Origin of the sequence: Marivita sp. S2033, assembly GCF_046592965.1 — a bacterium.
Lineage (GTDB): Bacteria > Pseudomonadota > Alphaproteobacteria > Rhodobacterales > Rhodobacteraceae > Marivita.
In genome coordinates this window covers 708,914-721,078 of the sequence record NZ_JBISBV010000001.1, presented here as the reverse complement: position 1 = coordinate 721,078, position 12,165 = coordinate 708,914, and the positions used below count along the sequence as shown (strand labels likewise).

Sequence of the window (12,165 nt, the reverse complement as noted above, 5' to 3'; positions counted from 1 at the left end):
CGGCGCTTCTGAATAATAAAAATGCGAGGGTCCTTGATGGACGAAAAGCTAGAGCCTGTTCTGGCCGAAATCGAACGCCGCAACGCTGGCGAAATGGAGTTCCACCAAGCCGCACGCGAGGTACTCGAAACCCTGGGGCCGGTGATTGCGCGCAATCCCGACTATGCCAAGGATTCCCTGCTCGAACGGATTTGCGAACCCGAACGTCAGATCATCTTCCGAGTGCCGTGGATTGATGACAACGGAAAAGTCCGGATGAACCGTGGCTTCCGCGTCGAATTCAACTCGGCGCTTGGTCCTTACAAGGGCGGTTTACGGTTCCACCCAAGCGTGAATATCAGCATCGTGAAGTTCCTGGGCTTCGAGCAGATCTTCAAGAACGCGCTGACGGGCCTTCCCATCGGCGGCGGCAAGGGCGGCTCCGACTTCGATCCCCGGGGGCGTTCAGAAGGCGAGGTCATGCGCTTCTGCCAATCGTTCATGACCGAGCTTTATCGCCATATCGGGGAATACACCGACGTACCTGCGGGCGATATCGGTGTCGGTCAGCGCGAAATTGGCTTCATGTTCGGCCAGTATAAACGCATCACCAACCGCTATGAATCCGGTGTCTTGACCGGCAAGGGCCTGCGATGGGGCGGCAGCCGCGTGCGGACCGAAGCCACCGGTTATGGCACGGTGTTCTTCCTCAAACGCATGCTGGAAGCCAGCAGCAAGCTGATGGAGGGCCGCCGCGTCGTCGTATCCGGATCAGGCAACGTCGCTGTCTATGCCATCGAAAAACTTCAATCGATGGGCGCCATCGTGGTCGCCTGTTCGGATTCCGACGGCTATGTTGTCGATGACGACGGAATCGATCTGGCGTTGGTCAAGGACATCAAGGAAGTGCGCCGCGATCGCATCTCGTCCTATGCCGACGAGCGCGCCGGCAAATCGCGCTTTGTCAAAGGCGGCAGCATCTGGGACGTACCCTGTGACATCGCCCTGCCATGTGCGACCCAGAACGAACTGGACGGCAAGGCTGCAAGCACCTTGATCAAGAACGGGATGATCGCCCTTGCCGAAGGCGCGAACATGCCCTGCACACCGGATGCACAGCGCAAGTTCCGCGAAGCCGACGTGCTTTATGCTCCGGGCAAGGCTAGCAATGCGGGTGGCGTTGCCACCAGCGCCTTGGAAATGCAGCAAAATGCGTCACGCGACAGTTGGACCTTTGCCCAGACCGAACAGCGGCTGGAAACGATCATGTACTCGATCCACGACCGCTGTGCCGAAACCGCTGAAGATTACGGCATGCCCGGAAACTATGTCGCCGGTGCCAATATCGGTGGGTTCATCCGTGTCGCCGAGGCAATGCGCGCGCTTGGCGTTATCTAGCAAAGCCTATAGCCGCAAAAAAAACGGCGCGTCGGCAAATCCGGCGCGCCGTTCAACGTCAAATTCCCGCGTTCAGTGGACTGTGACTGGCGCGAGATCGTTTTGCCGGGCCAGCATGAAAGCCAGCTTGCGATCCTTCACCAGCGCCAGACGCTCACCATCGGCGCGGTGTACGGCATAAATCGTCGTTTGGTTGCCAACCTCGTCCTGCACATCCTCCGGCAGATCCGCAACAGCGACCGAGCGCACGTAGACCAGATTGGACTGGTCGTCATCCTTGAAGTCATATGGTGTGTTCATCGTCTAACCTTTCCTGATCTGGATTGTCTGAACCACAGTCTCGGGACGAGACAGAGTCAGATCGACGTGCAGCAACCCGTTTTCCATGATGGCCTCGCCGACTTCGACGCCATCCGCCAGCACGAAACTGCGTTGAAACTGCCGTGCGGCAATGCCCCGGTGCAGGAAAATCCGCTCATCGCAATCGTCTTGTTGGCGACCGCGGATCACAAGCTGTCTGTCCTCAACGGTTATGCTGAGATCTTGTTCCCGAAAGCCTGCCACTGCCAGCGTGATCCGGTACGAAGCGTCAGAGGTTTGCTCGATGTTGAACGGCGGATAGCCGTCATTGCCCGACTTTGCGGTGCGTTCCAACAAGCGTTCAAGTTGCTCGAAACCAAGCAGATGGGGATAGGATCCCAAGGTCAATTTCGTCATCGACACGTCCTTATGCGTAAAGCGACAGTGTGGTGCGGCCCCGTTTTGGCGACCGCTCTGATGGAAATATGGGGAGGCCTTGAGGGCAAAGCAAGGGCTTTGCGGAATCGCTCTTTGAGGTTATCTTGTGGTTTGCTGCAACTTTTGAGAACAAAAACAATATGAATGCCCCCAGTGACCTGTCGATGAAAACGGATGACGTGCTCAGGGTCGAGTTGGAGGTATTCCGCCGCGAGCACCGCGATCTTGATGATGCGATCCGCGCGATGCAGCAGATCGGCACGGCCGATCAACTCACGTTGCAACGGCTGAAGAAGAAAAAGCTGGCTCTCAAGGACAGGATCGCACAGATTGAGGACCGCCTGCTTCCCGATATCATTGCCTGATTGCCCCCGCCTCTGATCCGGTTATAGTGCGCGCTCCTGAATCAAATACGGGCAACACTGCGATGTCGGATAGGATCAAGGTGGGCCTGATCATGGGCAGCCAATCGGATTGGCCCACGATGAAGGAAGCCGCCGATATTCTGACCGCACTCGATGTGCTTTACGACGCCCGGATCGTCTCGGCCCATCGCACGCCGGACCGGCTTTGGGAATATGGCAAAACAGCGGTGGAGCGCGGTTTGCAGGTTATCATCGCCGGCGCAGGCGGTGCGGCGCATCTGCCGGGCATGATGGCCTCAAAAACCCGTGTGCCGGTCATCGGAGTGCCGATCCAGACGCGCGCCTTGTCCGGTGTCGACAGTCTTTATTCGATCCTACAGATGCCACGCGGTTATCCGGTCGCCACCATGGCCATCGGCGCGGCCGGGGCCGCAAATGCGGGCCTGATGGCAGCCGGTATCCTGGCGCTCCAGGACGCGGGACTGGCGCAACGGCTCGAACAGTGGCGCGCGGATCTTTCAGCGTCGATCCCTGACACCCCATCAAACGAAGACACACCATGACAGCATCCCTGCCCCAAGGCTCCATCATCGGCATCATTGGCGGCGGACAGTTGGGCCGAATGCTGTCGGTCGCGGCAAGCCGTTTGGGATTTCTATGCCACATCTACGATCCCAGCGCCGCCCCGCCCGCGGGACAGGTGGCCTATCAGGTGACAACCGCGGCCTATGACGACGAAGCCGCCTTGCGCGCGTTCGGCAATGCGGTGGACATCATCACCTACGAATTCGAGAATATCCCGACCCAAGCGCTTGACGTGTTGCAGGATCTAGCCCCGATCCACCCCGGACGCGAGGCGCTCAGGGTCAGTCAGGATCGCCTGACCGAGAAGGAATTCCTGCGCAATCTCGGCCTCCAGACAGCACCATTCGCCGATGTCACCGATGCTGCCAGCCTTGACGCAGCACTGGCGGAGATCGGCGCTCCCGCCATCCTCAAGACACGCCGGTTCGGCTATGACGGCAAAGGTCAGGCGCGCATCGCATCCCGCGATCAGGCCGCAGCCGCACTGAAGGAGATTCAAAACGCGCCGGCGATCATCGAAGGGTTCGTGGATTTCACACACGAGGTTTCAGTGATCGCCGCGCGCAGCCTGGACGGTGCGGTGGCGGCCTTCGATCCGGGCGAAAATGTCCATTCCGAGGGCATCCTGCGCAGCACAACCGTGCCAGCCCGCCTGACGGCTGCTCAACGCACCGATGCGGTTCTGATGGCGGCAAAAATCGCCAATGCGCTCAACTATGTCGGCGTTCTGGGCGTTGAGCTTTTCGTGACGTCCGATGGGTTGGTCGTGAACGAAATCGCGCCGCGCGTCCATAATTCCGGCCATTGGACCCAAAACGGCTGCGTTGTCGATCAATTCGAACAGCACATCCGCGCCATCACCGGCTGGCCGTTGGGGGACGGGCAACGCCACTCTGACGTGGTGATGGAAAACCTGATCGGCAACGACATGGACCGCGTGCCTGAGCTCGCACAATCCACCGATTGCGCACTCCATCTGTATGGCAAGGCAGAAACCAAACCTGGCCGCAAGATGGGGCACGTTAACCGCATCATCCGGGCCTGACCTTCTCTGGTTCAAAAATACCTCGGGGAGTTTGAGGGGCTGGCCCCTCAACGCGCGCAAAACCGCTCGGCGACATCGCCCGTCATATACGCAACCTCACCACCCGCAAGTGTCGCCGCAACGCGCCGCGTCCGTGGATCGAGAACGACCAAATCCGCCCGCTGACCTGCTTTCACGACACCGCGATCCGAAAGACCAAGCACCTGAGCCGGGCCCGTCGATACCAATGCCCAAGCCGTTTCAAGATCGCACATCCCCAACTCTTCCAAACGGAACGCAGCACGCATCGGGGAGGGGTAATGATAGTCGGACGCGAGAGCATCGCACAGCCCCGCGGCGATCAGATCCACGGCAGCCACATTGCCGGCGTGGCTTGCACCGCGCACCACGTTCGGTGCGCCAAGCACGATATGCGCGCCGTCCTCGCGCGCACTTCGGGCGGCCTCTACCGTTTCGGGAAATTCGCTGACTGTCGCGCCGCGGCGCGCCCAGATCGCGCGATCTTGCGACGTCGTGTCATCATGGCTTCCGATCACCACATTGCGCGCGACCAACCGGTCACAAAACGTATCAAGCGCGGCTGGCACCTCGCGACCGCGCGCGTGCAACTCCTGCATCAACGCAAGATGGGTTTCCGGGCTACGCCCGCTTTTCAGCGCCTGTCCGGTCAGGCGCGGCGGTTTGCGCCCTTCTGCCAGTCGCGCGTGGGGCAGATGATCGTTGAATACGACGAATCTGATTTCGAAACGCTCGATCGCCGCCTCGGCCCGAGCAAACTCATCCATCAAATGCGTCTCCAGCCGCAGTTGCAGACGCAGATCGACGGGCACGGAGGGGTTTACCGCGACGACGCTTTCAAACACATGCTCGGCAAATTCGGGGCCGCGCATGCCGCCCTCCCAACTGAAGAACTGAGCCAGAACCGCCGTCGTGATGCCGTTCGCGGCAAGCTCTGCCGCGACGGCGACCACTCCGTTCTGGGCTTCACGCAAGGCACCGCGGCGGGGCGCCATGTGGCGCTCAAAGCCGTCGCCATGGACATCGACAATTCCGGGCAATACCAGATACCCGCTCAGATCAACCTCGCGCGGTGCGCGTTCGTCGGCCAGCATCCCGTCCAAGATCGACAACGGCACATTGCTCCACCCCTCTGGCCGCAGAACATTTGCGCCGGTCAGTCGGCAGTCAATCGGCATCAAGTGGCTCCGGGCAGAAACCGAACAAGCATTTCAACTCCTCGGCGTTGATGCTTTTCGTCCAGTCGAGTTTCGGATCGAACCGCCCGGTTTCAAGAAACAGCATCACCTGCGCGATGACAGACGGAGCCTGCATGATGAAGGTATGCGTCACCGATACCGTCAGATGTGCCTTCATGCCGTCGACATAAGTCGAGGCAACCGACACTTTGCCATCGTCTTCTCCGGGAATCAGATTGGAGAAAAAAGGGTTCATGGAGCGCGAGCCGGCGATCACACCAAGTTCGAAATCCACGGGCGGCAGGGATTTGGGCAAATCGTCCGGCGCGGTTCCCAATTGCAGGCCGGCAGGTCCGTTCAGCCATTCGAAAAGCTCGAGCCCACCCAGTTCATCCACCAACTCGCTGCCCTGATTGGGCGGAGCCAGCATCACCACACGACCCAGATTGGCCGGACGATTGTCCTTGAGCCAGAACCGCAACAGGATGCCGCCCATCGAATGCGTCACAAAATGCACACGGTCATCGCCGCACGCCGCCATCGCCGCCGGCAGCGTGTCTTCGACCAGCGATTGCACCCTTGCGGTGGTCGACGGGTAGCCCGGCGCCTCGACGCGGTATCCGTTGGTTTCCAGGACCGACTGCATCAGGACGAACGACGCCTCGGTGCGCGCAAGCCCATGCAAGAGGATGACGCAATCGGCGCGCCCCCGAGACGGGGCGAAAACCGTCAACGCCGCGATGGCACAGAGGAAAATCATTCGGATCATGGCGATGAGATACGCGCTGTCTGCAGGTTAAGGAAGTGCTGTCGTCTTGAACGTGACAAAGGCGCCCGAAGGCGCCCTTGTTTGCAGAATGAAGAAGTGGCTGGTGTCCGGCCGAAAAAGCCGGACACCTGACGCCATCTTACATCATGCCGCCCATTCCGCCCATGCCACCCATGTCGGGCATGCCGCCGCCGCCTTCTTTTTGCGGCTTGTCGGCAATCATCACCTCGGTGGTGATCAGCAGGCCGGCAATCGAAGCTGCATCCTGTAGCGCCGTGCGAACCACTTTGGCCGGGTCGATCACGCCGAACTTGAACATGTCGCCATATTCTTCGGTCTGCGCGTTGAAGCCGAACTTCAGATCGTCGCTTTCGCGGATTTTACCAGCCACGACGGACCCGTCGACACCGGCGTTCTCTGCGATCTGACGCAGCGGCGCTTCAAGTGCCTTGCGCACGATGGAGATACCAACGGTCTGGTCGCTGTTCTCGCCGGTCAGGCCGTCAAGGTTCTTGGCTGCCTGAACCAGAGCAACACCACCACCAACGACGATGCCTTCTTGCACAGCCGCACGGGTTGCGTTCAGCGCGTCGTCGACGCGGTCCTTGCGCTCTTTGACTTCGACCTCGGTCATGCCGCCAACGCGGATGACGGCAACGCCGCCTGCGAGTTTCGCAACACGCTCTTGCAGCTTTTCACGGTCGTAGTCAGACGTGGTTTCCTCGATCTGGTTGCGGATCTGGGCAACGCGCGCCTCGATCTCGGACTTTTCGCCAGCGCCATCAACGATGGTGGTCTCGTCTTTCGTGATCTGGATTTTCTTGGCCGAACCAAGCATGTCCATGGTCACGTTCTCGAGCTTCATGCCCAGATCTTCGGAGATCACCTGACCACCGGTCAGGATCGCGATATCCTGCAGCATCGCCTTGCGACGATCGCCAAAGCCCGGTGCCTTGACGGCTGCGATCTTCAGGCCGCCACGCAGCTTGTTGACAACCAGAGTTGCCAGCGCTTCGCCTTCGACGTCTTCGGCAATGATCAGCAGCGGTTTTTGCGACTGGATCACCTGCTCGAGCAGCGGAACCATTGGCTGAAGGCTCGACAGTTTCTTTTCGTGCAGCAGGACAATGCAGTCCTCCAGCTCAGCCGTCATCTTGTCGGCATTAGTCACGAAATAGGGGCTGAGGTAACCACGGTCGAACTGCATGCCTTCGACAACGTCAGTCTCTGTTTCAAGACCCTTGTTCTCTTCGACGGTAATGACACCCTCGTTGCCGACTTTCTGCATCGCGTCCGCGATCTGGCGGCCGATCTCGGATTCTCCATTGGCGGAAATCGTACCAACCTGGGCAACCTCGTCGCTGTCCTCGACCGGACGCGCCGCGGCTTTGATGGCTTCGACAACTTTTGTGGTTGCCAGATCAATGCCGCGCTTGAGATCCATCGGGTTCATGCCGGCAGCAACCGACTTGAGGCCTTCCTTGACGATGGCCTGCGCCAAAACCGTCGCAGTTGTGGTGCCGTCGCCGGCTTCATCATTGGTGCGCTGGGCCACTTCTTTGACCATCTGCGCGCCCATGTTCTCGAACTTGTCCTCAAGCTCGATCTCTTTGGCAACAGACACACCGTCCTTGGTGATGCGCGGAGCGCCGAAGGATTTGTCCAGAACAACGTTCCGGCCCTTGGGGCCAAGTGTTACCTTCACCGCATCGGCAAGGACGTTCACGCCCTTGAGCATACGGTTGCGGGCATCTGTATCGAATTTTACGTCTTTTGCAGACATGTCAGATTACTCCTGTGCGTTCGAAAGGAAAGAAGAACCGGGGCGCGCCGTTCAGGCGATGATGCCCATGATGTCGGTTTCTTTCATGATCAGCATTTCTTCGCCGTCGATGGTGACTTCGGTGCCCGACCACTTGCCGAACAGAACTTTGTCGCCTTCGCTTACATCCGGCTTGATGCGGTCGCCGTCTTCGTCGCGTGCGCCCGCGCCAACAGCAACAACCACGCCTTCGGCGGGCTTTTCTTTTGCACTATCGGGGATGATGAGACCGCCTTTGGTCTTTTCGTCGCTTTCGATGCGACGCACCAGCACGCGGTCATGAAGCGGTTTGAATGCCATCTTTGATGCTCCTAGCTCAAAGTTTCAACTTGAGTCCGTCGCTCTCCGACGAACTGTTGTCACTCTCTTTGTTCGAGTGCTAACGGCGCTTAGCTAGGCATGCGGCTGATACGAGTCAACACACCATCTCGACATTTTCATTCGAAATGGACGGAATATCATATCCGGGTCTGCTCCTGCCCGTCTCTTCGGCAGGGTTTTGCGGTAAGAGACTGCCCGGAACGGTTTTGCGAGCTTCTGACGGGATCGGTTTTAACTACTTCTCAAGCCGCACAGACGGCCCTAACCAAGGCTTCCAGCCCAATCGACAAGCCCTTGTTGCCCTTGCGGCGTCAGGAAATACACGCCTTTTTCAACCTTGCAGAACCAGCCATAATGGTTGTCCCGCATCAGTGTCGTAGCGTTCGCGACCCCCGTCGCCTTGGCCACGATAGAGCCTTTTTCGGCTCCGGCTTCGGCCAGATAAATTGCACAACGCAGCGCATCCTGCCGATAGGCGGTCACAATCCCGTGCCGGGTCGCGCCGCCGTCATTGGGATCGCCCTCAAGTCGATCGAACTCGCGCAGAAGCCTGGCGCGTTTCTGCTTGTTCCTGCGCGGCGCATACGGCCCCGGATCGCACTGTGCTTCGACAATGCCATCTTTCCGCACGGTCAAAAACCCGAGACCCAACCGACGGCACATCATCCTGTTGTCGCGCAACGCACGACGCGCATTGCGCCCTGTCGGTTTGAGCACCGCGATATACACCAGGTCGGTCACCCCCATGCGCGCAACCGCCTGGTGATAAAGCGTGAGGTTCAGTCGAAGCTTCAACTCCACGATCACCGGCTCGTCGTCACCGCGCGTGGCAACCAGATCGGCCGCGCCGACCTCGCCCTTGACGCGATACCCCTGCGCTTCGAGATAGGCTTTGACATGAGGATAGAGATCGGCTTCGCGCTGCATGGCACATGAATGCGCGACTGCCTTGCCGCTGGCAAGCTCAGCGCTTAGCTTTGGATCACTCCGTCATATGTCAAAGGCCCGTAACCATGATCATTCGAATGCTTCACGCGCTCTGTCTCGTTACGCTGGCCGGCCCCGCCTTCGCGGCCTGTTCCGGATCGGATCTGCGCGAGACGTTGACGCCTGCCGAGCAGGCCCGCATCGAAGCGGCGCTTGACGGGGCGCCTTATGCGGACGGCAACCATTGGCGCGCGACGCGCGGTGACAAGGTGATCCACCTCATCGGCACCATGCACCTGGCCGATCCACGCCTCGCCGCGCCACTCGAACGGTTGCGGCCCATCGTCGAGAGCGCCGATTTGCTGCTTTTGGAAATGACACAGGAGGACGAAGCAGCGCTTGAGACGCGTCTGGCTTCCGATCCGGACCTGTTGCTGATGCCTGATGCGACACTGCCGGAGATCCTGTCGGAAGAAGACTGGGCTAAGATGACCGAGGCACTGACGGCGCGCGGCATGCCGCCGTTCATGGCAGCGCGGTTCCAGCCTTGGTATGTGTCGATCCTGCTGGCCATTCCGCCCTGTGCTGCGACGCCCGAACTGGCCGAAGGGGGTATGGACGCCTTGATCGAAAAGATTGCGCAAGGCGCCGGCGTACCGCGCGCCGCGCTGGAGGATGTCGAGACGATCTTTGCCAGCTTTGCAGAGCAACCCCGCCAGACGCAGATCAACATGATGCTGTCCGCGCTTGTCGAACCCAAGGTGAGCGAGGACTTGTTTGCCACCCTGCTGGCCAGTTATTTCGACGAGGCGACGGCCGAAGGTTGGGCCGTTTCGGAACTTCTTGCCCAGCGCTACAGTCCGATAGACCCGGACATTGCCGCCGATATTTTCGCCACGATCGAACAAGAGCTGCTGATTGACCGAAATCACGCGTGGATTCCGGTTCTTACCAATGCGTCGCTTGAAAACGATGTTGTTGTCGCCGCCTTTGGCGCGGCCCATCTTCCGGGCGAGGATGGTGTTCTGGCTTTACTCGCCGCCGAGGGTTTCGCGCTTGAGCGTCTCGCGTTCTGACACCCCGCGCCCGCGCACCTCGCTGTCATTCTTGAGCAACAGCCAAAGCGCACCTGCCGTCATTACAACACCGACCAGGATCAGGAGCGGTGGCATCGGACGGCCCAGTGCCATTTCCCACAAGATCACCCAGCTTGGCGTCAGATAGGTATAGGCCATCACCTTGGCCGACGGGATGCGCAAGCTGGCATATTGCAACAGGAGAAAGGTTGTCGCGCTGGCGAAGACCGAGGTGTAGGCGATGGCGATCCAAACGACGGCGGGCAATTCCGCCCAGTCCGTCGCCACCATCGACCGCCAGCCAACCAGCAGCAGCAGCACCGATCCGGCAATCAGCGTTCCAAGGGTAAACACTGCCGGGCGTTCACCGCGGTTCAATCTTGCAACCAGTGGCGTGTAGATCGCGTGCCCGAAACAGCCGACGAAAAAGATCGCTTCGCCGCGCCCAATTTCAAAGCTTCGCAGAGCACTCAGATCAGCCCGGAAAATCACCCAAAGCGCGCCCAGCGCTCCGATGGCAAGCGCCAGCGCCATACGCGGCGTCAGGATCTGGCGCAAAAGCAGCCAGCCGAACCCCGCTGCCATCAAGGGGGTGAGCGTGAAGACCGCCGACATCGACACCGGCGCTCCGGTTTTCAGCCCCTCGAACATCAGGACGAAATAGGCGCAAAAGAACACGGCCAGCACGAAGTATCGCCACGGCGCAACAAAGGCTGCGCGAGTCACCCCGCCTGTCGACATGACCAGTGCGAACATCAAGACAGCAGCAATGACAAAGCGCACAGCGTTCAGGGCTTGCGGCGCGATGTGAGGCGCCGCCATCGACCCGAGCGAGAAAGACCCCGCCACTAGCGCCGAGAACGCCAGCATCGCCAAGTGTCCACGGCCTGCTTCCGTCATCTCAAATCCCGGTTCCCTCGACCGACTTGATGGCGGCCTTGAGGTGGCTCAACAGTGCCTGCACTTTGGCCGTGCGATGCAGATCGACATGGGAGACCAGCCACAGGCGTGGGCCCCATTCCTCTCGCGGCGGCATGACTTCGATCAGGTCGGGATCGGCGTCGCCAATGCGCTTGGACATGAAGCCGATACCGGCGCCGCTTTTCACGGCCGTCGCCATGCTCCGCGAATCCGTCGTGCGGAAGACGACACGTTCGAACGGAACCTGCGCCCGCAGCCACTTCTGGAACGGCGCGCGGATGTCGGGATTGTCATGCGCCACGAACCTGTGGGCCGCGAAATCTCCGGGGCCCGCCGGCAACCCGTAACGCTCGACATAGCGACGCGCCGCGTAAAGCCCGACGGAAAGCGTCACGAGCGGTTGCACGACATTGTCCGGCTCGTCAGGCACGGTGCCTGCACGAATAGCGACGTGCGCCTCGCCATATTCAAGGCGGAATACGCGCGCGTCGGTCAGATAGCGCACGATAACTTCCGGGTATTCATCCTTGAAATCCGCCAGAACGGGCACGAGAAAATCCGACAATTCGATAATCGACGTGATCACCAATTCGCCGCTGACATCCGCACCGCGGCCCCGAATGCGGCCCGCCAACTGCTGCAACTGATCCTCGGTTGCCTGCGCCACGCGCGCCAGATCCTGACCGGATTCGGTTGGCGTGTATCCGCGCGCATGACGTTGAAACAGCTTGACGCCAAGCCGCCGCTCCAGCGCGTCGATGTGCCGAATGACAGTCGCATGATGGACGCCCAGCACATCGGCCGCACCGCTCACGGTGCCCTGCCGCGCGACCTGATAAGCGGTGCGCACCTCGTCCCAGTGTTCCATCGCGACCCCAAGTGCAAAAATCAACAGCTTCAGCTGACATCCATCAAAGTCGTGCGCGAATGCAAGTCTATTCGAGCCGACCCGGCTGCACCGCCATGCCAAACACCCCGGACTTGACAATTCGTGCCGTTTTCCCCTAAACGCGCTCCAACTCC

14 protein-coding genes are annotated in these 12,165 nt (G+C 60.0%); 5 read left to right on the top strand and 9 right to left on the bottom strand.

Annotated elements, in window-relative coordinates; all coding sequences use genetic code 11:
- Nucleotides 1-36 precede the first annotated feature (36 nt).
- Complete coding sequence (gdhA, locus tag ACGKZZ_RS03460; protein WP_411222039.1) at nucleotides 37-1,377, top strand: NADP-specific glutamate dehydrogenase; 1,341 nt, start codon at nucleotides 37-39, stop codon at nucleotides 1,375-1,377.
- Between the two features lie 72 nt (nucleotides 1,378-1,449).
- Here the strand turns inward: gdhA and ACGKZZ_RS03455 are convergent, their stop codons facing one another.
- Nucleotides 1,450-1,677, bottom strand: coding sequence for a DUF1150 family protein (locus tag ACGKZZ_RS03455; protein ID WP_411222038.1), 228 nt, complete (start codon nucleotides 1,675-1,677; stop codon nucleotides 1,450-1,452).
- 3 nt (nucleotides 1,678-1,680) lie between these two features.
- Nucleotides 1,681-2,094, bottom strand: a complete 414-nt coding sequence (locus tag ACGKZZ_RS03450) for an Hsp20 family protein (RefSeq protein ID WP_411222037.1) — start codon at nucleotides 2,092-2,094, stop codon at nucleotides 1,681-1,683.
- 161 nt (nucleotides 2,095-2,255) lie between these two features.
- Between ACGKZZ_RS03450 and ACGKZZ_RS03445 the strand changes: the two genes are divergently transcribed.
- From ACGKZZ_RS03445 to ACGKZZ_RS03435, 3 genes are all read left to right on the top strand, one after another.
- Nucleotides 2,256-2,480 carry a YdcH family protein gene (locus ACGKZZ_RS03445; protein WP_411222036.1) on the top strand — a complete coding sequence of 75 codons (225 nt, stop codon included), beginning with the start codon at nucleotides 2,256-2,258 and terminating at the stop codon, nucleotides 2,478-2,480.
- A gap of 62 nt (nucleotides 2,481-2,542) precedes the next feature.
- Nucleotides 2,543-3,043, top strand: a complete 501-nt coding sequence (gene purE / locus ACGKZZ_RS03440; RefSeq protein WP_411222035.1) for a 5-(carboxyamino)imidazole ribonucleotide mutase — start codon at nucleotides 2,543-2,545, stop codon at nucleotides 3,041-3,043.
- Nucleotides 3,040-4,110 (top strand): 5-(carboxyamino)imidazole ribonucleotide synthase, encoded by a 1,071-nt coding sequence (locus ACGKZZ_RS03435; protein ID WP_411222034.1) that lies wholly within the window; start codon nucleotides 3,040-3,042, stop codon nucleotides 4,108-4,110. The genes purE and ACGKZZ_RS03435 overlap by 4 nt, the downstream gene beginning before the upstream one ends.
- Nucleotides 4,111-4,157: 47 nt before the next feature.
- Here ACGKZZ_RS03435 and ACGKZZ_RS03430 read toward each other — a convergent pair whose 3' ends face one another.
- The 5 genes from ACGKZZ_RS03430 to ACGKZZ_RS03410 form a co-directional block, all read right to left on the bottom strand.
- Nucleotides 4,158-5,306, bottom strand: a complete 1,149-nt coding sequence (locus ACGKZZ_RS03430; RefSeq protein WP_411222033.1) for an alpha-D-ribose 1-methylphosphonate 5-triphosphate diphosphatase — start codon at nucleotides 5,304-5,306, stop codon at nucleotides 4,158-4,160.
- Complete coding sequence (locus ACGKZZ_RS03425) at nucleotides 5,296-6,075, bottom strand: esterase/lipase family protein (RefSeq protein ID WP_411222032.1); 780 nt, start codon at nucleotides 6,073-6,075, stop codon at nucleotides 5,296-5,298. The genes ACGKZZ_RS03430 and ACGKZZ_RS03425 overlap by 11 nt, the downstream gene beginning before the upstream one ends.
- Nucleotides 6,076-6,214: 139 nt before the next feature.
- Nucleotides 6,215-7,858, bottom strand: coding sequence for a chaperonin GroEL (gene groL / locus ACGKZZ_RS03420; protein ID WP_411222031.1), 1,644 nt, complete (start codon nucleotides 7,856-7,858; stop codon nucleotides 6,215-6,217).
- Between the two features lie 51 nt (nucleotides 7,859-7,909).
- The gene (locus tag ACGKZZ_RS03415; RefSeq protein ID WP_411222030.1) at nucleotides 7,910-8,197 is read right to left on the bottom strand and encodes a co-chaperone GroES; all 288 of its coding nucleotides are present in this window, start codon (nucleotides 8,195-8,197) and stop codon (nucleotides 7,910-7,912) included.
- Between the two features lie 282 nt (nucleotides 8,198-8,479).
- The gene (locus ACGKZZ_RS03410) at nucleotides 8,480-9,145 is read right to left on the bottom strand and encodes a DUF2161 domain-containing phosphodiesterase (protein ID WP_411222029.1); all 666 of its coding nucleotides are present in this window, start codon (nucleotides 9,143-9,145) and stop codon (nucleotides 8,480-8,482) included.
- 86 nt (nucleotides 9,146-9,231) lie between these two features.
- Here ACGKZZ_RS03410 and ACGKZZ_RS03405 point away from each other — a divergent pair, with 86 nt between their 5' ends.
- Nucleotides 9,232-10,221 (top strand): TraB/GumN family protein, encoded by a 990-nt coding sequence (locus ACGKZZ_RS03405; protein WP_411222028.1) that lies wholly within the window; start codon nucleotides 9,232-9,234, stop codon nucleotides 10,219-10,221.
- On the opposite strand, the gene ACGKZZ_RS03400 is transcribed toward ACGKZZ_RS03405, so the two are convergent.
- Both ACGKZZ_RS03400 and ACGKZZ_RS03395 read right to left on the bottom strand, forming a co-directional pair.
- Nucleotides 10,177-11,121, bottom strand: a complete 945-nt coding sequence (locus ACGKZZ_RS03400) for a DMT family transporter (protein WP_411222027.1) — start codon at nucleotides 11,119-11,121, stop codon at nucleotides 10,177-10,179. The two genes, ACGKZZ_RS03405 and ACGKZZ_RS03400, sit on opposite strands and share 45 nt — an antisense overlap.
- A 1-nt stretch (nucleotide 11,122) precedes the next feature.
- Nucleotides 11,123-12,010 (bottom strand): LysR family transcriptional regulator, encoded by an 888-nt coding sequence (locus ACGKZZ_RS03395; protein ID WP_411222026.1) that lies wholly within the window; start codon nucleotides 12,008-12,010, stop codon nucleotides 11,123-11,125.
- Nucleotides 12,011-12,165 lie beyond the last annotated feature (155 nt).